Origin of the sequence: Marinobacter sp. DS40M6, assembly GCF_028581595.1 — a bacterium.
GTDB classification, from domain to species: Bacteria; Pseudomonadota; Gammaproteobacteria; order Pseudomonadales; family Oleiphilaceae; genus Marinobacter; species Marinobacter salarius.
In genome coordinates this window covers 41,563-62,348 of the sequence record NZ_JAFCAE010000003.1, presented here as the reverse complement: position 1 = coordinate 62,348, position 20,786 = coordinate 41,563, and the positions used below count along the sequence as shown (strand labels likewise).

Sequence of the window (20,786 nt, the reverse complement as noted above, 5' to 3'; positions counted from 1 at the left end):
CTCCGGACTTCCCTATTCCCCGGAGATCGTGAACGGTTCCTTGGTAATACGATTCTTTTGCCCGGTGTCACGAGACACGGTTTGCATCTCGCCTTCCGGGCTTCGATAAACCGTGCTGACCAGGTTGGCAACCCGGTTATCGTAGGTAATCCGCGATACTACTTCAAAAAAACGGGTTTGCAGACCGAGGCCCGTGGGTTTCATCCCCCTCCCCGCAAATTCATCTATTGCCAGGAAGTCCTGTACATTCTCGAAGCGCTCTTCTGTGCGTCTTTCCAGAATAGCGTCTGCCTGAGCCTGTGTCAGTTCCTCATGGAGAGACCTGAGCACTGGTGCCGTCGCAGTGTTGACGTTGATGCCCAACCCCGTCACCGGTAACGCCGTTACGTGTGGTCTCAGTGCCCGATAAGCTTCCTCGGTCATACCATCAATCATGCGAAGCTCGGAAACATCAACAAAGGGTTGATTGCCGGCCCGGTAGGCCGGATCCGCGGAAAGGTACTGACCGTCCTCGGCCCCATACGCGCTGACGGTCTGGTCGTTCGGGTCGATCCAATCCACCAGCGCATCGACATTGACAGTGGTGATTTCGAGCACCTGGAGCAAACGGGCGATTCGATCACGAACAATGGGGTCGACCTGCCCGTTGGCGCTTACCAGGTCGTTGAGGTTGATCCTGCCACCGAGATCATCAATCTGAACCTCCGCCACGCCGTTGTCGTCCAGCGGGAGGATGGCGGCATTCTTTGCCCAGAATTCGTCCAGGCTGTCGACCATGAGGTTGTTCTCCTTGTCGTCCTCAAAGTCGCGCACCAGAATCTGGCGGGCAAAGGCTTCCGCACCCAGGGCCACGCTGTGCCCCTGCTGCTGGGCAAGGTAGTGGCTGGCTCGGAATACCCGCACGCTTTGCTGCTGGGTCATGCCTGTTGCCAGCATGACCACCAGCGCCATGGCGAGGAGCACCATAATCAGTGCAACGCCACTCTGGCGACCACCGTGCCTACCAATGAATGGATGTTTAGCCACCCGTCACTCCTGTCCCCGATGAGTCCTGGCCAGGGTTTGGGTTTGGATTCTGATCCTGTTGTTGATCATCGTCTTGATCGTCTGCGGCATCGTTGACGCTATTCACCACACCCTGGGCAACGTCGTTGTCAAAATCAGGAAGCGTGAAGGTTCTTACCAGCTCTCCAAAACGTTCATGCTCAATGGTGACCTCAATACCCAGCGGTAAGGGAATATCGGGGCGCGTACCCGGTGTCATATTGGCCATACTCTCTTCATCAGGCCATTCATCCCGCCAGTTTCGCTGATCATCGAGAAAACGAACCGTGAAATCGGTGACGTTCGAGAGCAGAAGAAGGTCCTGGCTGTTGTCTTCCTGCCCCCTGTCGACGGTTACCCAGTACCGCCGGCGCAATTCATCCCCGGTGTATTCCCAGCCCACCCGCTGCAGACTGCTGCGGCGGGTGCCCAGTGGGTTTCGCCAGCCCTGGCGGGTGAGAATCAATGAAAACTCTTCCTCACGGCTGGTCAGAGCAGGACGGAAATCGCCGTAAATGTCACGGGCGGACCGGTTCACCACCTGGGTAATGTCCCGCTCCAGCAAGAGCATGGTGCGTTGAATATTATCAAACTGTTCCGCGACTTCGTTGACCCGGTCCCTGGACGAGACCACACTGCCCAACACCTGCCATACCCCTAGGCCGATAACAGCGGTGATGGTAACCGCGATCAGCACTTCCATCAGGGTAAAGCCAGCTTGGGCGGAGGGACGCGACCTGTGTTGAGCAATGATCATGGAGGCCGGCATCAGTTCTCACCAATAAACGCAGACAGCGTGTGGATCGGGGCGGGCTCAGGTCTGTTGCCGCGATACTGAGCCACGGTCACCTCAACACGGAGAATGGACGGGTCTTCGGTGGCAAGGACAGCAGTGGTTACCTGCCATTGATAGGAGCCGTATTCGATGTCTTCCGAGTTCTCTGAAATAGAGGGCAGGTTTTCCTGAAGCCGGATTTCGTTGATGCGATTGTCCGCCACCCAGCCAGCCAGTGTTTTGTCCCGAATCCGCTCATAGCTGGAAATATACTGACTACCCACCTCAGCGGCTGCGGTGGCAATCAGGCCGAAAACCAGCAGAGCCACCAGGACCTCAATCAGTGTGAAACCGCGCTGGCCCTTCATTCTTCCTCGACCTCTTCGCTTCCGGGATGGCGCCATTCCAAGGGAGAAACGCCATCAGACGCAATGGTATGCATCCGGGAATCATCGCGGCCAACAAGGAACTCAATCTCAAAGGGCGTGGTTTCACCGCTGGAGAAAAACACCACATCCGGCCTCAGTTCATCTTCGTCAGACGCCAGGCGTGGGGTATCGCTTTCGATGTATTCAGTCACCGTGATCCATTCCGGAAAACTCCGTGTCCGGAACATCCGCTCGGCTGGCTGTTTCCATTCGCCACTCAACTCTTCCCAGGCGACGAAACGATAGCTGTCTTCCTCGAGGATCAGGCCCAGTTCAGTATTGTTCAGTATCGCCTGCTCCGAGGCGGTCTGCATCAGCAGGTAGAGCTCGCGTACTTCATTTTCCATCTCGCGATCACGCGAGCTACCACCCATCGACATAACCGCAAGCGCCGCGAGCAGCCCAACCACCACCAGGACAACGAGTATTTCGATCAGTGTGAAGCCCGACTGTCGCGTCCTGGAGAGCACTATCAGTCCCTGACCTTCCATACGCTGATGTCGGCGTTATCACCGTCACCGCCCTCTCGGCCATCGGCACCGTACGAGTAGAGATCATAAGGGCCTTCCGTGCCTGGGTTTACATACTGGTATGGCGCACCCCAGGGATCTTCGGGAACGCTGTTCAGGTACCCTTCCGGATTCCAGTTCCGCGGCTCGGGGCTGCCACTGGGCTTGGACACCAGTGCCTCAAGGCCCTGCTGGGTTGACGGGTAATGGCTGTTATCAAGGCGGTAGAGGTCCAACGCGTTAGCGATGTTGCTCATCTGGGTTTCGGCGACGGTCACGCGGGCCTGGTCACTTCGCCCCATGATATTGGGCGCCACAATGGCTACCAGCAAGCCCAGAATAACCATGACCACCATGATTTCGATCAGGGTAAAACCCCGTTGTGCCATTTGATGTTTCATTGTTTCGCTCTTCATCTGTCCCTATCTCTGGGTTTGGAAATGGGGTTGGCCTGCCGGTCCTGGCCTAACCAACCAGGTTGCTCATATTCAGGATCGGAAGCATGATTGCCAGCACGATAATCAACACAACCACGCCCATCAACAGCAGCATCATCGGCTCGAACAGGCCCACGATGGCGGCAATCTTGGATTGCAGGGTGTTCTCCTGCATCGTCGCAGTCCGCTCCAGCATGCTGTCCAGCTCGCCGCTGGCTTCACCGCTGGCAATCATGTGCAGCATCATCGGTGGGAAGTACCCCGTCTGGTCCAGCGAGCGATGAAGGGAACCGCCTTCACTCACCTTTCTTGCTGCATCCCGCAGCTCCTGACGCAGGTGGTCATTTGAGAGCACCTCACCGGCAATACGCATGGCTTCCACCAACGGTACACCGCTGGTGGTCAGAATGCTCAGTGTACTGGCATAGCGTGCGGTGTTGACACCGCGAACCATGCCTGAAAACAGCGGCATGTTCAGCAGGCTTTTATGGAAGCGGAGCCGGAACGAGGGTTTCTTCAATGACCACCGGAAAACAACCAGTGCCGTAATGATCAGTATCAGCAGATAGATACCGTAGTTTCCCAGGAAATCAGAGACTGCCAGCATGGCGGCCGTCAGCGCCGGAAGCTCCTGCCCCTGCTTTACAAACACCTCGATGATGTCCGGCACAACATAGGTCAACAGGAACACCACAATGGCAATGGCCACAACGCTGAGAATGATTGGGTAAATGGCCGCCAACTGGATTTTCTGACGGGCCTCCTGCCGGGCCTCGGTATAGTCCGCCAGCCGGTTGAGCACCAAATCCAGGTGCCCGGCGTGTTCACCCGCAGCCACGGTGGAGCGATAGAGCCGTGGAAATGCCCGTGGGAATTCACCCAGGCTGTCCGCCAGGCTGTAGCCCTCCATGACTTTTGCACGTATGGCAATCAACATGCTGCGAATGCGCGGCTTGGAAGACTGCTGGGCGGCCGCCGAAAGCGCCTGTTCAATGGGAATGCCGGACTGGATAAGCGTCGCCAACTGACGGGTCACCAGAGCCAGGTCCGCCGTTGCCAGGCTGCCCCGGCTGCTCAGTGGGTTGCTCCGGGCCTGTTTCTCCGAGGCTGGCTCCACCGCCAGGGGCGTCAGGCCCCGTTCACGCAATTGCTGGCGAACCGCCCTTGGTGCATCGGCCTCGACAACGCCCTGTTTCTGTTTGCCGCGACTGTCGAGTGCCTTGTAATCGAATGCTGGCATGGAGTTACCTGCTCCGGTGGGTCACGCGAAGGACCTCTTCAACCGTGGTTACCCCATCCAGGATTTTCTGGACGCCATCGGCATGGATGCTCGGGCCATGAAGTCTGGCTTCGTGTTCGAGATCCAGCTCCCCTGCCCGCTTATGGATCAATGAGCTGATCTCCTCGTTGACCTCAACGACTTCGTAGATACCAATACGGCCCCGATACCCCAACTGGTTGCAGTGTTCGCAGCCCTTGGCGCGATGAATCGTCGGCGGATTGGCCGGGTCCTGCTGCAGGAATTCGCAATGCTCTTCGCTCGGTGTGTAGGGTTCACAACAGTCCTTGCAGAGCACGCGCACCAATCGCTGGGCCACGATGCCCACCAGACTGGAAGAAATCAGGAACGGCTCAATGCCCATGTCCATCAAGCGGGTAATTGCACCCACGGCGGTGTTGGTGTGGAGAGTCGACAACACCATGTGACCGGTCAAACTGGCCTGAACAGCGATTTCCGCCGTTTCCAGGTCACGGATTTCACCGATCATGACCACATCCGGGTCCTGACGCAGAATGGCCCGGAGCCCACGGGCGAAAGTCATATCCACCTTGGTGTTGACCTGGGTCTGGCCGATACCAGGCAGGTTGTACTCGATCGGGTCCTCAACGGTCAGTATATTCCGGCTGCGATCGTTGATTTCCTGCAGCGACGCATACAATGTTGTGGATTTGCCGGAACCGGTGGGACCGGTTACCAGCAGGATGCCATAGGGCCGATAGATCAGCCGGCGCAGTATTTTAAGATCGCCTCCCGCCATACCAAGGGATTCCAGGCGAATGCTCCCGGCCTGCTTGTCCAGAAGACGCAATACCACCCGTTCACCGCTGGATGACGGCATGGTGGACACACGAATGTCGACTTCACGTCCGGCAACCCGCAGGGCGATACGACCATCCTGTGGCACCCGTTTCTCCGCGATGTCCAGCTTGGCCATAACCTTGATCCGCGACACCAGCAAGGGCGCCAGCGCTCGCTTGGGCTGTACCACTTCCCGCAGAACACCATCCACCCGGAAGCGAACTACAAGTCGTGTTTCGTAGGTTTCAATATGAACATCAGAGGCGCTGGTTTTGACCGCCTCGGTAAGAATGGCGTTGATAAGCCGAATGATCGGGGCGTCGTCTTCCTGCTCCAGCAGATCTTCGGTTTCGGGCACCGAATCCGCCAGCGACGCCAGGTCCATATCATCGCCAATACCTTCCACCATCTGCATGGCTTCGGCGGAATCATTCTGGTAAGCGGCGTTCAGCGCGGCGTCGAACCGGGCCGGATCAATGGGAGAAAACCTTGCACGCCCCCCGCTGATGCGGTTGGCTTCCGCCAGCGCTGAGTGGCCCGCCCCGGGCCGTACCAGGATTACAGGGTCGCCATCGTCGTCACGGGTCAGAATCACACCGTTGCGTTTGGCGAACGTGAAAGGTAGACGGCCCAGCGGAGCATCCTGCGGCTGAAGTTCTGTGTCTGTGTCCACGGTCGTCCTCGTTTTGTTGCCGGGGCGGGAAGAAAAAAGTTCCGGAATCCCTTTCTATTCAATTAATTCAGAAAGGCTACCATAGGATATGGAACCGCTGAATAACTCTATACACTATACTGCCAATAAATCGTTGCAGTCTGATAACCTGTGAGCCTTTTGCCGGCCCACACCTGCTCTTTTCGGGACATTCAATGCTTTTTACCAGTTCAAGGTTACCACTGATACTCACCATCGTCGCAGGCATCGCCATGATCACTGTGACAGCGTGGCAGGGCGTTCGTTTCTGGCAGAATGAAACCAGTGCCGGCGACACCACTTCCACTGCTGACATGACAATGGCGGAAACCGACACCCGGAAGGTGCCAGAGGTAAACCTGGCCTCTTTTGCCTTGTTTGGAGAACCCGGTAAAGAGGCGCCCCAAACGGAACCCGATACTGAAAACCTGCCGGAAACCAATCTGCGGCTGTTTCTTCGCGGTGTGCTGGCCGCCTCGGGCGACTTTCCTGGTAGCGCGTTGATTGAAGACGACAAGCGAAACACCGAAGCCTATCTGGTGGGTGATGAGTTGCCTGGCAATGCGACCCTTCGTTCTGTTCGCCCCAATCGCATCATCATTGAACGCAGCGGCAAACTCGAGAACCTCTATTTTCCCGAAGATGAAGACAGAACGGGGCTCTCCATGGCTTCCACGCAAACCTCCAATGAGCAGGAGGAACCCAGTGGCACGCAAATTCGTCCAACTGGTGTGGACAGACGATCTACATCCACCACCACAGACACCAGCGACCAACGCCGCGAGGAAATCCGGCAGCGCCTGGAACAACTTCGCGAACGCCTGAGAACCAACAACTGAGGACAGCCATGGAGACGGCCGCATCGAATCCTCGCCGCAGCGGCTCCCTGCTTTCCATGCTACTCATGGTCATCACGTTAACGGTGGCCGCCTTCGAACTCAGCGAACGACTCATGACCTACGTGCGTTCGGAATTCGGCCAGGAGGCCCACGACCGGCTGGAAACCTGGCAAAACCTTCACGATATGGCTTCCCGGGCAGCGATCGACCGCCAGCTCCGGCTCGTGAATTCCTTCTTTAACCGGGTCCGGTTTGTCAGCGACATTGCCCACTGGGGCGAGGAAGACTACTGGGCGACGCCTGTTGAACTGCTGACCACCAATGGCGGAGATTGCGAGGACTTCTCCATCGCAAAATACCTCACCCTTAAATCCATGGGCGTTCCCGACGAGCAACTACGCATTGTCTACGTCAAGGCGCTGGAGCTGAACCAGGCACACATGGTATTGGCGTGGTATCCAGAGCCCGACGCTGATCCATTGATCCTCGACAACCTTATCAACGAGATCAAACCCGCGTCCCAGAGGCAGGACCTGGAACCGGTCTACAGTTTTAACGGTGACGGTCTGTGGCTGAACCGTTCCAGTGGTGACTCCGAACGAATCGGGGAAGCAAGAAAACTGGAGCACTGGCAAAGCCTGAATGATCGCATGGTGGACAGCCTTCGCTAGACTCGCCGCTGTCGGCATAAGACACAAGACTTGTCGCCAGGCGACACTGCGTTAACAGTACCCGGCGGTACAATCTGCCCCACGAGTAATCAGACGTACACACATTTACCAACGAGGAACGGCCAACATGCGACGCTGGAACGGCTGGGGAGATGACCAGTTCAATCTTGAATTACCCAAAGAGGGGCAGCGGTTTCTGGACGAGCGCGTAGGGAGTGCCGTTCCACTGGCGGATGTATCTCTGGATCAGGTTTGTGCCCAGGTGCCAGACAGTAAGCTGCCGCCAAACCCGGCCTGTATCGACGCGGCCGAAGACCGGGTGCGTCACGCCCGCGGGCAAAGCCTCGCCGACTGGCTCGCCATGCGCAGCGGCGACTTTGGCGTATTTCCCGATGGTGTTGCCTATCCGGAGTCGTCCCTGGATGTCCAGGCTCTGCTTCAGTATGCCGAAGAGAACGATGTTGCCCTCATCCCCTATGGCGGCGGCACCAGCGTGGCAGGCCACATCAACCCCGTGGACGGTGACCAGCCAGTGCTGACCGTTGATATGGGGCGGATGAATCGCCTGATAGACCTGGACAGGGAAAGCCAGATCGCCACCTTTGGGGCTGGCACCCCGGGACCGTTGGTGGAGTCACAGTTACGGGCTCTGGGTTATACCCTGGGGCACTTTCCGCAGTCTTTCGAACTGTCCACCATTGGCGGTTGGGTCGCCAGCCGGTCCAGCGGGCAGCAATCACTCCGCTATGGTCGTATCGAGCAGCTGTTTGCCGGGGGCCGCATCGAAACCCTGAAAGGCACGCTGGACATCCCCACGATTCCCGCCTCCAGTGCCGGCCCGGACATCCGCGAGATGATCCTGGGCTCCGAGGGTAGAATCGGCCTGATCACTGAAGTGAAAGTGCGTGTCACGCCCTTGCCGGCCCATGAAAGTTTTCATGTCATGTTCTTCCCTTCGTGGGACAAGGCACGAACAGCGTGTCGCAAGCTGGTGCAGAACCGCACCCAGCTCTCGATGCTGCGCCTGAGCAACGCCACCGAAACCGAGACCCAGCTCGCCCTGGCGGGTCACCCCGGGATGATTGGCCTGCTGGAGTCCTATCTGGGCCTGCGGGGCGCCAAAGACGGCAAATGCATGATGACGTTTGGCCTCACAGGCAGCAAACGCCAATGCCGGAACGCCCTCACGGAAACCCGGGAACTCTGCCGCGAGTTTGGTGGGATCTACACCGGTAAAAAACTGGGCGAGAAATGGGCCGCCAAACGCTTCACCATGCCCTACCTGCGAGAAGCCCTCTGGAAACTCGGGTATGCCGTCGACACCCTGGAAACCGCCACCGACTGGGACAACGTCGACAAACTCTTAAACCAGATTGAAGAAAACCTCCGTAACCAGCTGAATGAAAAGAAAGAGCTGGTTCACGTTTTCACTCATCTTTCGCATTTATATACCCAGGGCTGCAGCCTCTACACCACCTATGTGTTCCGGGTGGCCGACAGTTACGAGGAAACCCTGGCCCGCTGGAAAACCCTGAAAACCAGCACCTCTGAGATTATCGTTAACAACCGGGGCACCATTAGCCATCAGCATGGCGTTGGCAAGGATCACGCGCCCTTCCTGCCGGTCGAAAAAGGCGAGCTGGGCATGCTGGCCATCGGATCTCTTTGCCAGACATTCGATCCGGCCGGCTTGATGAACCCACAAACACTGGTTCAGAAGTAATGCCACTAACGCGCGAACAAAAGCTTGACCAGCTGGCCCGTGGCGACGCCACCTTCGATGTGGTGGTGATCGGCGGGGGCATCACCGGAGCGGGCATCGCTCGCGAAGCCGCCGGCAGCGGCTTGAGCACCTTACTGGTAGAGCAACGAGACTTCTCCTGGGGGACCTCCAGCCGTTCTTCGAAGATGATCCACGGTGGCCTGCGCTACCTCGGCAGCGGGCACTTTCGCCTGACACGGGACGCGGTGCGGGAACGTGAGCGCCTGCTGGCAGAAGCGCCTGGGCTAATCGATCCCCTGCGCTTCATAATGCCTCACTACCAGAAACAGTTCCCCGGTCCCAAGCTGTTCCAGCTGCTGCTGCGTCTGTACGACCGACTTTCAGGACAGCCATCCAGGCAGCGACTCAGCCCGGCAGACACATCGCAGTGGGTGCCGGGCCTGTCCACCAACCACCTGACTGGTGCCAGCGGCTTCACCGATGCCGTTACCGACGATGCGCGTCTGGTGCAACGCGTACTCGAAGAAGCCGAGGCCGACGGTGCTGTCTGCCTGAATTACATGAAGGCGCAGGCAGTTCTCCGCAACAGTGAAACCAACGCCGTCACAGGCGTTCACCTTCTGGACACCAGCACAGAAGCCCAAACGCTGGAAATGACCGTCAACACCCCACTGGTTATTAACGCCACGGGTGCCTGGGCGGGCCAGTTGAAGCAGACCGATAGTAGTGACACCCGAATACGCCCCCTGAGGGGAAGCCACCTGGTTGTTCCCTATTCGCGGCTTCCGGTGTCCTGTTCGGTGTCGCTGTTTCATCCGGAGGACCATCGGCCGGTATTCGCCTTTCCATGGCAAGGCACGACGGTGCTGGGGACCACGGATCTCGACCACACGGAGTCGCTGTCCCGTGAGCCGGCCATCAATCGGGAGGAGCTCGACTACCTGCTGCAGATCTCCTCAAGGCTGTTTCCCGCCAGTGCCATCACCGAGCGCGACGTGATCGCAACCTGGGCGGGAGTGCGCCCTGTCGTCACCCAATCACCCGCGCTTAATCAATCAAAGGGAACGCGAAAACCCTCAAAGGAAAATCGGGAGCATGTGGTCTGGTCCGACAATGGTCTGATCAGTGTCGCCGGTGGCAAGTTAACCACCTTCCGGTTGATTGCCCGGGAAGTACTCGAACGGGGGCAAATGCCGGGTTTTCGTCTCAGAAACGATGCGCTGCCGGTATTTGCTTCGCTCCCCGACCTCGAACGTCCTGACGCCATCAGCCATCAGAACTGGCATCGTTTACAGGGCTTCTACGGCCCTGCTCTGCCAGAGGTCCTCCTTGCCGGCACTCATAAAACCGTTGCCGGCACCGACACCCTGTGGGCGGAGTTGGCCTGGGCGGCCGCCAATACCGGCGTGATCCACCTGGATGACCTGATGTTGCGCCGTACCCGGCTCGGGTTGGTGCTTCCAAACGGCGGTGAAGACCTGCTCCCGGACATACGTCGCCTGTGCAAGCCCATCCTGGCCTGGGACGACACCACCTGGGAACGGGAAGAGGCACGTTATCTGGAGCTCTGGCGATCTTGCTACTCGCTTCCGGCCACATTTCCGGCCAAACAAGAGGCCACTGGATGAACACGACCGAACCGCTCATCCTGGCTATCGACAACGGCACCCAGAGCGTGCGGGCCCTGCTGTTCGACACTCAGGGCAATCTCGTTGGCAAGGGCAAACAGGAGATTGAACCCTACTTCTCCGAGCAGCCGGGCTGGGCGGAACAACATCCGGAGTATTTTTGGGAAAACCTCGGTAAGGCGTGCCAATTGCTCTGGAAAAACACCGATGCCTTGCCGACTCAAGTGGCCGGGGTAACGCTGACCACCCAGCGTGGCACCGTTGTAAATCTGGACGAACATGGCAAGCCACTCCGGCCAGCCATCATCTGGCTCGACCAACGTCACGCCCGTGTTGAAGGGCCTGTGCCCGGTTTATGGGGCTGGTTGTTCAAACTGCTTCGTCTGGAATCCACCGTTGACCGCTTCCGAGAAAAAACCCAGGCCAACTGGATTGCCCAGAACCAACCCGAGATCTGGGCGGCCACCCGGCATTACCTGCTGCTGTCGGGCTACCTGAACTACCGCCTGACAGGCCAGTTCAGAGACTCCGTGGGCAGCCAGGTGGGGTATATCCCGTTCGACTACAAACGGCACCAGTGGGCCGGCCCACGTGATTTCAAGTGGCTCACCATGCCCGTTCGCCGTGAGATGTTGCCGGAACTGGTCAAGCCCGGCGAAAAGATCGGCGACCTCACAGAAGACGCGGCCCGGCACCTTGGCCTGCCGGGGCCACTCCCGGTGATTGCTGCAGCATCGGACAAGGCCTGCGAAATACTCGGCTCCGGTGGCCTGACACCAGATGTCGGCTGCATGAGCTACGGCACTACCGCTACCATCAACACCACCAGCAAGCGTTACCTGGAACCGGTGCGCATGATGCCGCCCTATCCCTCCGCCATGCCCGGTCATTTTTCCACCGAGGTGATGATCTACCGGGGCTTCTGGATGGTGAGCTGGTTCAAGCGCGAATTCGGTCTGCGGGAACAGAAACTGGCGGAGCAGAAAGGCGTGGAGCCAGAAGTCCTGTTCGATGAACTGGTTCGGGCCGTTCCCGCCGGTTCGATGGGGTTGATGCTGCAACCCTACTGGTCACCCGGGGTTCGCCAGCCGGGGCCGGAAGCCAAGGGCTCCATTATCGGGTTTGGCGACGTCCACACCCGCTCCCACATCTACCGAGCCATACTGGAAGGCTTGGCCTACGCCCTGCGCGAAGGCAAGGAGCGGATCGAGAAACGCAGCGGCGTCCCTATCCGTAGGCTGAGAGTCGCCGGGGGCGGTTCTCAGAGCGATGCTGCCATGCAACTGACCGCCGATGTTTTCGGACTGCCCGCAGAACGGCCTCATACCTACGAAACGTCCGGTCTTGGCGCAGCCATCGACGCCGCCGTTGGCCTGGGGCTTCATCCGGATTTCGAGACGGCGGTGAACGCGATGACCCGAGTGGGTGATGTCTTCCATCCGCAGGCCGACACCCAGAAACTCTACGAGCGCCTGTATCGTGAGGTGTACCTGAAGATGTACCCTCAGCTTCAGCCGCTGTACCGAAAAATCCGCGATATTACCGGGTATCCCAATTAGCGCGAGAAACCGAACAATCTCTTGAATTTAGCCGTCACTCCGGTAAAACTCTGGATCAGTCACAACAACAATCACCCGGTTCCACCCCCAGAGCACAAAGGCAAGCCCGATGTCGGCCTTAGACTACCTCGTACCCTATGACTTCTCGCCGCTCACCATATTGAGTTTCGTGCTCGTTCTGGCGTTCTACGGGTACGGCCTGGTCAGGATGCCTGCTGACGACCGACCCGGAAGCGGCCGGATACTGGTGTTTGTGGTGGGCGTTATGCTTTGCTACGGCGTGATGCAAACCCGTTTCGATTACTACTCCCAGTACATGTTCTTCGTTCACCGGGGCCAGCATCTGATACTGCACCACCTGGGGCCGATCCTGATTGCCCTGTCCAACCCCCTTCCGGTGATGCGTTTCCTCTACAGACTGATCAATCCCGGCGTACGGCGAGCGCTAATACCGCTGGGGTGGATTTACCGTTTTCTCCAGCACCCGGCGATTGCCTCATTCCTGTTTGTGGGGCTGATCTACTTTTGGCTGTGGCCGCCAATCCACTTCGACGCCATGCTCAGCCGTGATCTGTACTGGATCATGAACTGGAGCATGCTGCTGGACGGCATGCTGTTCTGGTGGTTGATCTTTGATCCACGTTCACCCGTCATCAGCGATGCGCTGGGCTACGGCAAACGCATCCTTCTTCTGGCCCTGGTTGCCATCCCCCAGATGATTCTGGGCGCCACCATCGTGTTCTCAAGGGGCATGGTGTACGACGTGTACGAAGTCTGCGGTCGAGCCTGGCCAATGCCGCCAGAAACGGACCAGTTGCTGGGCGGATTGCTGACCTGGATTCCCCCGGCCATGATGAGCATCCTCGGCATTCTGATTATCCTTCGACGTGCCATGCGTGAAGATGGCAAGGTGTCGCCCTATAACGAAAAGCTGAAGGCCAGCCATTCATGAAAAACCGGTTCCTACCCTGCAGTCATAAAGCGATCTCTGCCATGGCACTTTTGGCGTCCCTGGTGATGCTCGGTGGGTGTTTTGGCGACAATGAAAACTGGAACAGCAAGGACATCAGCGGCCTGATGCCGGAACTGGCTTTCGAACTTACCGGCACCTCCGGCGACACGGTGACGGCCAAGCAAACCGACGGCAATATCCGGCTGCTGTTCTTCGGCTTCACATCCTGCCCTGATATCTGCCCCGCCACACTCCAGAAACTGTCCAGAGCGGTGAAGGATTTGCCCGCGGAAATGCGAGCAAACACGCAGATTGTCTTTGTCAGCGTGGACCCACAACGGGACACCCCAGAACGCATCGACAGCTACGTAAGCTTTTTCAGCGACCGGGCCATCGGCCTGACCGGCGAGGAACCGGCGCTCAGGGAGCTCAGTAAGCGTTACCGCACCACCTTTGGTTACGACGAGCCAGATGCGGAAGGCAACTACAACGTCTCGCACAGCGGCGCGGTATATGTGTTCGATCGCGAAGGCAAGGCCCGCCTGCTGATCCGCCCAGAGCTTAGCGTGGAGGATATCCGTACGGATCTGGTGGCATTGGCTGAGGAAAGCTAACGCAACACCAGATCACGAGACTATGCCGCGTTCCCTGAGGCCCTCTATTTCGCCGGGAGAAAGGCCGGCAATCTTCTCAAGGACTTGTTTAGACTGTTCCCCCAACAGCGGAGGCGCCGTCCTGTAACTTACCGGCGTCAGCTTCAGCCTGATCGGATTGCCAACCGTCGGGACATCGCCCAGCGATGGATGCTGAACAGACTGTTTCATTCCCCGCGCAAGAACCTGTGGGTCTTCAAATACCTGATCCAGGGTGTTAACCGGCCCGCAGGGCACCCCTGAACGCTCCAGAATTTGTACCCATTCCTGTGTTGACCGCATCACCGTGGCCTGCCGCAGCCTGGGAATCAATTCCTTTCGATTCGCTACGCGAGCCCGATTTGTCGCAAAACGCTCATCGCTTGCCCACTCCGGATGCTCAAGAACATCGCACAACCGGGTGAACTGCTCATCGTTACCGACCGTTAGCACCATGTTGCCGTCTGCGGTAGGGAAATCCTGGTATGGGACAATATTGGGATGGGCATTACCCATCCGCCCTGGCGCCTGGCCCGTGGTCAGGTAATTCATGGCCTGATTCGCCAGACAGGCTACCTGCACATCCAGCAGCGCCGCCTCCACATACTGCCCCTCTCCCGTACGGTCACGGTGACTGAGCGCAGCGAGCACACCAATGGTGGCATACAGCCCGGTCATGATGTCCGTCAGTGCCACGCCGACCTTCATCGGCCCGGCGCCGGGCTCGCCGTCCGGTTGCCCGGTGATACTCATAAGCCCACCCATGGCCTGAATCAGGAAATCATATCCGGGCCGGTTCGCGTAAGGGCCATCCTGGCCAAATCCGGTGATCGAGCAGTAGATGAGTTTGGGGTTGATACGTTTCAGGCTGTCGTAATCCAGGCCATAGCGTTTGAGTCCCCCGACCTTGAAGTTTTCAAGGATGACATCCGACTCTGCGACCAGCTTTCGGATCAGTTCCTGCCCTTCGGGATGGGCGATATCGACCGCAAGGGACTGCTTGTTTCGATTGGCAGTCAGGAAGTAGGCAGAGAGATCTGCGTTGCCATCGGCCCCCTGAAGATAAGGCGGCCCCCAGGAGCGAGTGTCGTCCCCGGATTTGGGGCGCTCAATCTTGATAACCTCCGCACCCAGATCGCCCAGGAGTTGGCCCGCCCAAGGGCCGGCCAGCACCCTGGAAAGATCCAGGACACGCAAGTGAGATAGGGCACCAGACATTTAATTCTCCTTGAACACGGGACTCAGCGCATACCACCGAGGCATAGATATTTGAGTTCCATGAACTCGTCCAGGCCATGCCGTGACCCTTCACGACCCAGGCCACTCTCCTTGACCCCGCCGAAGGGAGCGGCCTCGGTTGAAATGATGCCATCGTTGATGCCGATCATGCCGGTTTCCAGGGCCTCCGCCACGTGCCAGATGCGCCGGATGTCATTACTGTAGAAGTATGCCGCCAGACCAAATTCCGAATCGTTGGCCATGGCGATGGCCTGCTCCTCGGTCTCAAACCGGAACAGCGGTGCCACCGGGCCAAAGGTCTCCTCACTGGCCACCAGCATGTCCTGGGTGACGTCCGTGAGGATGGTGGGCTCGAAGAAGGTGCCACCAAGAGCGTGCGCCTGGCCTCCCATCACCACTTTTGCGCCCCGTTCTGTCGCATCAGCGATGTGCCGCCGGACTTTGTCCAGCGCAGCCTGGTTGATCAGCGGACCTTGATGCGTTTCGCCTTCCAGGCCTGCCCCGACGACCAACTTGCCAACCGCAGCCTTAAGCTTCTCAACAAATTCATCATACACGCCAGATTGCACATAAATGCGGTTCGCGCATACACATGTCTGCCCGGTATTACGGTATTTGGAGGCCATTAATCCGGTTACCGCGGCATCGAGATCGGCGTCGTCAAACACGATAAACGGTGCATTGCCGCCCAATTCCAGGCTCACTTTCTTGACCGTGCCACTGGCCTGGCGCATCAGGAGTTTGCCCACGGGCGTGGACCCCGTAAACGACACCTTGCGAACCACAGGGCTGGTGGTCAGTTCCTCACCCACCTGCGGCGCCCGGTCTTTCGAGCAGGTAACGATGTTGAGGATCCCCGGTGGAACTCCGGCCTCCTCGGCCAACACCGTGAGCGCAAGCGCGCACAACGGCGTGTCTTCCGCCGGTTTGACCACCACCGGGCAACCGGCAGCCAGTGCCGGGGCGACCTTACGGGTGATCATCGCCACCGGAAAATTCCAGGGCGTGATTGCCGCCACTACCCCGATCGGCTGTTTGATGACCACAATCCTCTTGTCACGACCGTGGCCGGGAACAACGTCACCGTAGGCCCGCTTGGCTTCCTCAGCAAACCACTCGATGAAGCTGGCGCCGTACGCAACCTCACCGCGTGCCTCGGCCAACGGCTTGCCCTGCTCAGCCGTCATCAAACAGGCCAGGTCCTCCTGATGTTGCATCACCAGATCGAACCACCGACGCAGAACACCCGCTCGCTCCTTGGCCGGACGAGCGCGCCATTCCGGCCACGCTGCCTCAGCCGCCCGAATGGCCTGCCGGGTATCTTCGGCGTCCATATCCGGCACATAGGCAAGATGCTCTCCATTGGCTGGATTGGTTATCGCGAGCCGATTACCCGAACGGGCCTGGACCCATTCGCCGTTGATATGGGCGCTTTCGCGCAACAGTGCCGGGTTTGTCAGTCTGATAGTCATCACATTCCTCACAGAAGAGAGTCAACGCTCTCCAAGCAGATAGCTTTCAATCACATCCCTGACAAACGCAGCATAGTCGTCGACCGCAACATTCTGGTCGCGGTATTTCCGGCGTTTCAGGTACCAGTCCTGCAATAGGGCCTTGATCATGGAGGCAACAAGGCGGGCATTTCTCGAGCGGTAAACCTTGGCCTCTATGCCATCCTCAATAAGCCGCAGAAAGATCTCCTCAATCTCCAGCTCAATGGCGACAGCGTCCCGTTTTTCCTCGGCCGGCAGGCTCTTCGCTTCCATGTAGGAAAAGTAGAACCAGGCCCGCATCAGCTCGCTCAGATACAGGTGTGCCTTGATCGCAGAGAACATTCTGTCCCGGACATCCTCGACGTCTTCCGTGTAATGGATCAGAGTCCGACGCGTGATAATGAATCCGTGGCTCTGGATCAGGTGGATCAGGTCATCCTTGTTGCGGATATACGCATAGAGCCCACCCATGCTCATGCCGGAATCCCCGCAAAGGTCCCTCAGGGTCATCGCATGGAACCCCTTGGAGTTAGCCAGCCGCAGGGTCGAGTCGATGATTCGGGTCAGATTCTTGACCGCCGTCGCCTCCTTTTTAATACTGATGCGTTCCTGGTTCTGGCGGTACACATCGCGGATCACATCCTCCTTGGACATGCGGAGTTCACCGCGGAATGCTTCGTAATTTTCGATCATAACTGCCACGTCCATTTGCCTCTGCGGCGGGGATTATAAGCCACACTATGCCACGGACAAGAATCGGTCCTGGGTGGCCTGGTCCGCCTTCAGGTCCTGACTGCTCGCCTCGTGCACAACCTGGCCCTTTTCCAGAATGTAGGCTCTTTGAGCATGCTTGAGTGCGAATCGCACGCTTTGGTCGGTAAACAGGATGGTGGTGGTCTGGCTGAGATCGTCAATCAGCTCACCGATCTGCTGCACGATAACCGGGGCCAGCCCCTCGTTGGGCTCATCCAGCAACAACAGTCGTGGCTGAATCATCAGGGACCTTGCCACCGCCAGCATCTGTTGCTGGCCACCGGACAGGGTCGCGCCGTCCTGGTCCGCCCGTTCGCCCAGCATCTCGTATTTCTTGAGGATGCCATCCACCGTCCAACGCGCGGCACTGCCCTTGCGTTGATAGGAAGCTACATCCAGGTTATCCCGCACCGTCAGACCGGGAAATATCCGGCGGTCTTCCGGTACATACCCGATGCCCGCGCGGGCGATGCGGTGTGCCGGCCAGCCCTGGACTGGCTTGCCTTCATAGACGACCTCTCCGGATCTCGGAGGCGTCAGCCCCATGATGCTTTTCAGGGTGGTGCTCTTTCCCGCCCCGTTCCGGCCGAGGATGCAAACCGTCTCACCGGCTTCGAGCTGAAGGGTCACACCCTGGAGCGCCTGACTCTCGCCGTAGAACGTTTGAATGTTGCGAACATCAAGAATCATGGGTTGGCCTCCTCGACCGCTTCGTCGTCTTCTTCGCCCAGGTAGGCAACACGCACCTCCGGGTGGTTCTTGACTTCCTCGGGTGTGCCGGCAAAAAGCTTCTCGCCACGGTGCATGACCAGAATCCGATCCGCCAGATTGAAGACCACATCCATATCGTGCTCGGTGATCATGAAGGTGTAGTCACCGCTACCGGCAAGTTGTTTGATCAGTTGGGTGGTGCGCCGGGTTTCATCCGGAGTCATCCCGGCAGTTGGCTCGTCCAGCAGTACCAGCTTGGGTTGCGTTGCCAGCACCATGGCGATCTCCAGCAATCGCTTGTCGCCGTAGCTGATCACTTCTGCACGCTGTGCTTTCAGGCTGTCGATGCCCAGACGCTTCAGAAACCCAACCGCCTCGTGCTGGATTGCGGTATTGCGGGACGCGATATTGAACAGCTTGCGACTGTGGCCATGATAGGCCGACAGCACCACTTCCACGTTCTCCTGCACCGTCATTTCCGGGAAAATATTATTGATCTGGAACGATCGCGATACGCCCAGCCGGCTGATCTTGTGGGGAGGCAAGCCGGTGATATCCTTGCCGTCCAGCGTGATCGTGCCTTCCGTCGGCTGCATCCGGCCGGACACCATGTTGTAGAAGGTGGTCTTGCCGGCACCGTTGGGGCCGATAATCGCGATGGTTTCCTTGGGCATGACCTCCAGGTTGATATCGGAAACCGCGGTGACGCCGCCAAAACGCTTGGTCAGGTTAGCAATGGTAAGGACTGGGTTAGTCATTTCTTCACCTCCATCCACCAGTCAATGGCGGTGCCCAACAGCCCCTTGCGGAAGAAGATGACCATCAGCGCCAGGATGATACCCAGAACCAACATCCAGGACTCTGTGTAAGTGGTGATCCAGGTTTCCAGCAATACGAACGCCGCAGAGCCGATGAACGGTCCCAGGAAAAACCCGGTACCCCCCAGGATGGCCATCAGTATGGGTTCGGCGGACATCGACCAGTGCAGAAGCTCGGGGCTCGCCACACGCAGGAATGGAGCGATCAGACCACCGGCCAGGCCCGCAAAGGTTCCGGCGATAACGAAAGCCACAAGACGATACGTCCGCACGTTCAGCCCGGCGAAGGATACCCGCTCGGGATTCTGACGGATTGCCTTGAGGATCATGCCAAACGAACTGCGGCAGATCAGATAAAGCACTATCGCGGCAATGGCCACAATACCCAGCACCACATGGTAATAGACCGAGGGATTCGCCAGAGTGAGGTCAAGCCCCAGCCCGAAGGAGCCCAGGGTAAACCCGGCGAGGCCGTCACTGCCGTTGGTCACCGAGCGCCACTGGTAGGCGATAGCAAAGACCATCATGCCAAAAGCCAGGGTCAGCATGGCAAAGTACACCTCATTGAGGCGGACGCTCAGGAAGCCGATCATCAAAGCCAGTAGTGCAGAGGCCCCCATGGAAACCATCAGACAGACCAGGAACGGCCACTCCAGGTGGATCAGCACTAGGGCCGTGGCGTAAGCGCCAATACCGAAGAACGCCGCATGCCCGAAGCTCAGCATGCCGGTATAACCGAAAATCAGGTTGAAGCTGGCCGCGAACAGACCCAGGATCAGGATTTCGGTAAAAATAAACACATAGAAATAGGAAGCAATCCAGGGCACCGCAATCAGCCCGGCAATCACCACAGCCAGAATGGCCATCAGAACCTTGGTTTTCATGCATTTGCCCCTTTGCCCATAATGCCGTGTGGTTTGAACAACAGAACCAGCGCCATGCCGACGAACGGCAACAGCAGGTTCACTTCCGGCAGGTAGCGGCCACCGAAGCCATGAATCAGGCCCAGGATGATGGCTCCAAGCAAGGCGCCCGGAAAGCTGCCCAGCCCTCCGATCACCACCACAATGAACGACTCGATAATGATCTTGTCCCCCATGCCGGGGTCCAGTGCTCGCATGGGTGCCGCCATGACGCCACCGACAGCGGCCAGCCAGGCGCCAAAGGCAAACACGCCGGTCACCACCAGCCGGGTGTTGATGCACAGCGCCTCGGCCATATCGCGATCCAGTGCCGCAGCTCGCATGATGCGGCCGACGCGGGTGCGGTTGAATAGGTACCAGAGACCAGCCAGCAATAGTAGGCCGATGACGATCACGAACAGGCTGTAGGTGGCAACGGAACTGCCCAACAGCCGCACCGAACCTGACAGCAGATCCGGCGGCTGGACCACATGGATACCACTGCCCCAGATCATCCTCACACTCTCGTTGATGATCAGCAGGATAGCGAAAGTCAGAAGCAGGCTGTCTGCCACGTCACGGGAATAGATAAAGCGCAACAGCAACCGGTCGATGATGACGGCCAGGATAGCGACGCCAATGGGCGCCAGGATCAGGGCTGCCCAGAAAGGCATGCCCGCGATATTGATCAGTGTGAAGGCCAGATAGGCCCCCAGCATGTAAAGTGCCCCGTGGGCAAAGTTGATGATGTTCAGCACACCGAACACGATATTGAGGCCCACTGCGATAATGAACAGCAGCAATCCTATATCGAGACTATTCAGCAACGCCGCTCCGATGCCAGACATGTATTACCTCATTACGTTAGGGCCGGATTCGTGGGGGGGGGGGGGGGGGGGGGG

Annotated in this window: 21 protein-coding genes; 7 read left to right on the top strand and 14 right to left on the bottom strand. The window is 58.3% G+C overall.

All coding sequences use genetic code 11. From position 1 onward, the window contains the following. Positions 1-12 precede the first annotated feature (12 nt). The 7 genes from gspK to gspE form a co-directional block, all read right to left on the bottom strand. A complete protein-coding gene (gspK, locus tag JJO78_RS07925) occupies positions 13-1,026 on the bottom strand; it encodes a type II secretion system minor pseudopilin GspK (protein ID WP_164732127.1) in 1,014 nt (337 codons plus the stop codon). Then, positions 1,019-1,813 (bottom strand): type II secretion system minor pseudopilin GspJ, encoded by a 795-nt coding sequence (gene gspJ, locus JJO78_RS07920; RefSeq protein ID WP_273623291.1) that lies wholly within the window; start codon positions 1,811-1,813, stop codon positions 1,019-1,021. The genes gspK and gspJ overlap by 8 nt, the downstream gene beginning before the upstream one ends. Continuing rightward, complete coding sequence (gene gspI, locus JJO78_RS07915) at positions 1,813-2,187, bottom strand: type II secretion system minor pseudopilin GspI (protein ID WP_036207111.1); 375 nt, start codon at positions 2,185-2,187, stop codon at positions 1,813-1,815. The genes gspJ and gspI overlap by 1 nt, the downstream gene beginning before the upstream one ends. After that, on the bottom strand, positions 2,184-2,738 hold the full coding sequence (gspH, locus tag JJO78_RS07910; protein ID WP_051946924.1) for a type II secretion system minor pseudopilin GspH: 555 nt from the start codon (positions 2,736-2,738) through the stop codon (positions 2,184-2,186). Before gspH ends, gspI begins: the two co-directional genes overlap by 4 nt. Continuing rightward, positions 2,720-3,157 carry a type II secretion system major pseudopilin GspG gene (gspG, locus tag JJO78_RS07905; protein ID WP_164732128.1) on the bottom strand — a complete coding sequence of 146 codons (438 nt, stop codon included), beginning with the start codon at positions 3,155-3,157 and terminating at the stop codon, positions 2,720-2,722. Before gspG ends, gspH begins: the two co-directional genes overlap by 19 nt. A 64-nt stretch (positions 3,158-3,221) precedes the next feature. Continuing rightward, positions 3,222-4,433 carry a type II secretion system inner membrane protein GspF gene (gene gspF, locus JJO78_RS07900; RefSeq protein WP_273623290.1) on the bottom strand — a complete coding sequence of 404 codons (1,212 nt, stop codon included), beginning with the start codon at positions 4,431-4,433 and terminating at the stop codon, positions 3,222-3,224. Positions 4,434-4,437: 4 nt separating this feature from the next. Continuing rightward, positions 4,438-5,946 carry a type II secretion system ATPase GspE gene (gene gspE / locus JJO78_RS07895; protein ID WP_273623289.1) on the bottom strand — a complete coding sequence of 503 codons (1,509 nt, stop codon included), beginning with the start codon at positions 5,944-5,946 and terminating at the stop codon, positions 4,438-4,440. 194 nt (positions 5,947-6,140) lie between these two features. Here gspE and JJO78_RS07890 point away from each other — a divergent pair, with 194 nt between their 5' ends. From JJO78_RS07890 to JJO78_RS07860, 7 genes are all read left to right on the top strand, one after another. Then, entirely contained in the window at positions 6,141-6,803 is a 663-nt protein-coding gene (locus JJO78_RS07890) for a type II secretion system protein N (RefSeq protein WP_036207101.1), read from the top strand. 8 nt (positions 6,804-6,811) lie between these two features. Continuing rightward, positions 6,812-7,474 (top strand): transglutaminase-like cysteine peptidase, encoded by a 663-nt coding sequence (locus JJO78_RS07885; RefSeq protein ID WP_036207099.1) that lies wholly within the window; start codon positions 6,812-6,814, stop codon positions 7,472-7,474. Between the two features lie 127 nt (positions 7,475-7,601). After that, positions 7,602-9,197, top strand: a complete 1,596-nt coding sequence (locus JJO78_RS07880) for an FAD-binding oxidoreductase (RefSeq protein WP_273623287.1) — start codon at positions 7,602-7,604, stop codon at positions 9,195-9,197. After that, positions 9,197-10,825 (top strand): glycerol-3-phosphate dehydrogenase/oxidase, encoded by a 1,629-nt coding sequence (locus tag JJO78_RS07875; protein WP_273623286.1) that lies wholly within the window; start codon positions 9,197-9,199, stop codon positions 10,823-10,825. Before JJO78_RS07880 ends, JJO78_RS07875 begins: the two co-directional genes overlap by 1 nt. Next, positions 10,822-12,384 carry an FGGY-family carbohydrate kinase gene (locus JJO78_RS07870; RefSeq protein ID WP_273623285.1) on the top strand — a complete coding sequence of 521 codons (1,563 nt, stop codon included), beginning with the start codon at positions 10,822-10,824 and terminating at the stop codon, positions 12,382-12,384. The genes JJO78_RS07875 and JJO78_RS07870 overlap by 4 nt, the downstream gene beginning before the upstream one ends. Positions 12,385-12,493: 109 nt before the next feature. Continuing rightward, complete coding sequence (locus tag JJO78_RS07865; protein WP_273623284.1) at positions 12,494-13,336, top strand: cytochrome c oxidase assembly protein; 843 nt, start codon at positions 12,494-12,496, stop codon at positions 13,334-13,336. After that, positions 13,333-13,950, top strand: coding sequence for an SCO family protein (locus JJO78_RS07860; protein ID WP_443094026.1), 618 nt, complete (start codon positions 13,333-13,335; stop codon positions 13,948-13,950). The genes JJO78_RS07865 and JJO78_RS07860 overlap by 4 nt, the downstream gene beginning before the upstream one ends. A gap of 12 nt (positions 13,951-13,962) precedes the next feature. Here the strand turns inward: JJO78_RS07860 and JJO78_RS07855 are convergent, their stop codons facing one another. From JJO78_RS07855 to JJO78_RS07825, 7 genes are read right to left on the bottom strand one after another with little or no spacing between them, the layout of a single operon-like run. Further along, positions 13,963-15,186, bottom strand: coding sequence for a CaiB/BaiF CoA transferase family protein (locus JJO78_RS07855; protein WP_273623283.1), 1,224 nt, complete (start codon positions 15,184-15,186; stop codon positions 13,963-13,965). Positions 15,187-15,209: 23 nt separating this feature from the next. After that, entirely contained in the window at positions 15,210-16,673 is a 1,464-nt protein-coding gene (locus JJO78_RS07850; RefSeq protein ID WP_273623646.1) for an NAD-dependent succinate-semialdehyde dehydrogenase, read from the bottom strand. Between the two features lie 27 nt (positions 16,674-16,700). Further along, positions 16,701-17,393: a TetR/AcrR family transcriptional regulator gene (locus JJO78_RS07845; protein WP_228209635.1), complete on the bottom strand. Its 693-nt coding sequence runs from the start codon at positions 17,391-17,393 to the stop codon at positions 16,701-16,703. Between the two features lie 45 nt (positions 17,394-17,438). Next, positions 17,439-18,143, bottom strand: coding sequence for an ABC transporter ATP-binding protein (locus JJO78_RS07840; protein WP_075194805.1), 705 nt, complete (start codon positions 18,141-18,143; stop codon positions 17,439-17,441). After that, positions 18,140-18,922, bottom strand: a complete 783-nt coding sequence (locus JJO78_RS07835; RefSeq protein ID WP_151982100.1) for an ABC transporter ATP-binding protein — start codon at positions 18,920-18,922, stop codon at positions 18,140-18,142. Before JJO78_RS07835 ends, JJO78_RS07840 begins: the two co-directional genes overlap by 4 nt. Further along, positions 18,919-19,866: a branched-chain amino acid ABC transporter permease gene (locus JJO78_RS07830; protein ID WP_127401180.1), complete on the bottom strand. Its 948-nt coding sequence runs from the start codon at positions 19,864-19,866 to the stop codon at positions 18,919-18,921. The genes JJO78_RS07835 and JJO78_RS07830 overlap by 4 nt, the downstream gene beginning before the upstream one ends. Then, complete coding sequence (locus tag JJO78_RS07825; protein ID WP_041334926.1) at positions 19,863-20,732, bottom strand: branched-chain amino acid ABC transporter permease; 870 nt, start codon at positions 20,730-20,732, stop codon at positions 19,863-19,865. The genes JJO78_RS07830 and JJO78_RS07825 overlap by 4 nt, the downstream gene beginning before the upstream one ends. Positions 20,733-20,786 lie beyond the last annotated feature (54 nt).

Coding starts and splice junctions, on each gene's coding strand:
- gspJ (WP_273623291.1), bottom strand. CDS start 1,813: ATGCCGGCCTCCATGATCATTGCTCAACACAGGTCGCGTCCCTCCGCC.
- gspI (WP_036207111.1), bottom strand. CDS start 2,187: ATGAAGGGCCAGCGCGGTTTCACACTGATTGAGGTCCTGGTGGCTCTG.
- gspH (WP_051946924.1), bottom strand. CDS start 2,738: ATGGAAGGTCAGGGACTGATAGTGCTCTCCAGGACGCGACAGTCGGGC.
- gspG (WP_164732128.1), bottom strand. CDS start 3,157: ATGAAACATCAAATGGCACAACGGGGTTTTACCCTGATCGAAATCATG.
- gspF (WP_273623290.1), bottom strand. CDS start 4,433: ATGCCAGCATTCGATTACAAGGCACTCGACAGTCGCGGCAAACAGAAA.
- JJO78_RS07890 (WP_036207101.1), top strand. CDS start 6,141: ATGCTTTTTACCAGTTCAAGGTTACCACTGATACTCACCATCGTCGCA.
- JJO78_RS07885 (WP_036207099.1), top strand. CDS start 6,812: ATGGAGACGGCCGCATCGAATCCTCGCCGCAGCGGCTCCCTGCTTTCC.
- JJO78_RS07880 (WP_273623287.1), top strand. CDS start 7,602: ATGCGACGCTGGAACGGCTGGGGAGATGACCAGTTCAATCTTGAATTA.
- JJO78_RS07875 (WP_273623286.1), top strand. CDS start 9,197: ATGCCACTAACGCGCGAACAAAAGCTTGACCAGCTGGCCCGTGGCGAC.
- JJO78_RS07870 (WP_273623285.1), top strand. CDS start 10,822: ATGAACACGACCGAACCGCTCATCCTGGCTATCGACAACGGCACCCAG.
- JJO78_RS07865 (WP_273623284.1), top strand. CDS start 12,494: ATGTCGGCCTTAGACTACCTCGTACCCTATGACTTCTCGCCGCTCACC.
- JJO78_RS07860 (WP_443094026.1), top strand. CDS start 13,333: ATGAAAAACCGGTTCCTACCCTGCAGTCATAAAGCGATCTCTGCCATG.
- JJO78_RS07855 (WP_273623283.1), bottom strand. CDS start 15,186: ATGTCTGGTGCCCTATCTCACTTGCGTGTCCTGGATCTTTCCAGGGTG.
- JJO78_RS07845 (WP_228209635.1), bottom strand. CDS start 17,393: ATGATCGAAAATTACGAAGCATTCCGCGGTGAACTCCGCATGTCCAAG.
- JJO78_RS07840 (WP_075194805.1), bottom strand. CDS start 18,143: ATGATTCTTGATGTTCGCAACATTCAAACGTTCTACGGCGAGAGTCAG.
- JJO78_RS07835 (WP_151982100.1), bottom strand. CDS start 18,922: ATGACTAACCCAGTCCTTACCATTGCTAACCTGACCAAGCGTTTTGGC.
- JJO78_RS07830 (WP_127401180.1), bottom strand. CDS start 19,866: ATGAAAACCAAGGTTCTGATGGCCATTCTGGCTGTGGTGATTGCCGGG.
- JJO78_RS07825 (WP_041334926.1), bottom strand. CDS start 20,732: ATGTCTGGCATCGGAGCGGCGTTGCTGAATAGTCTCGATATAGGATTG.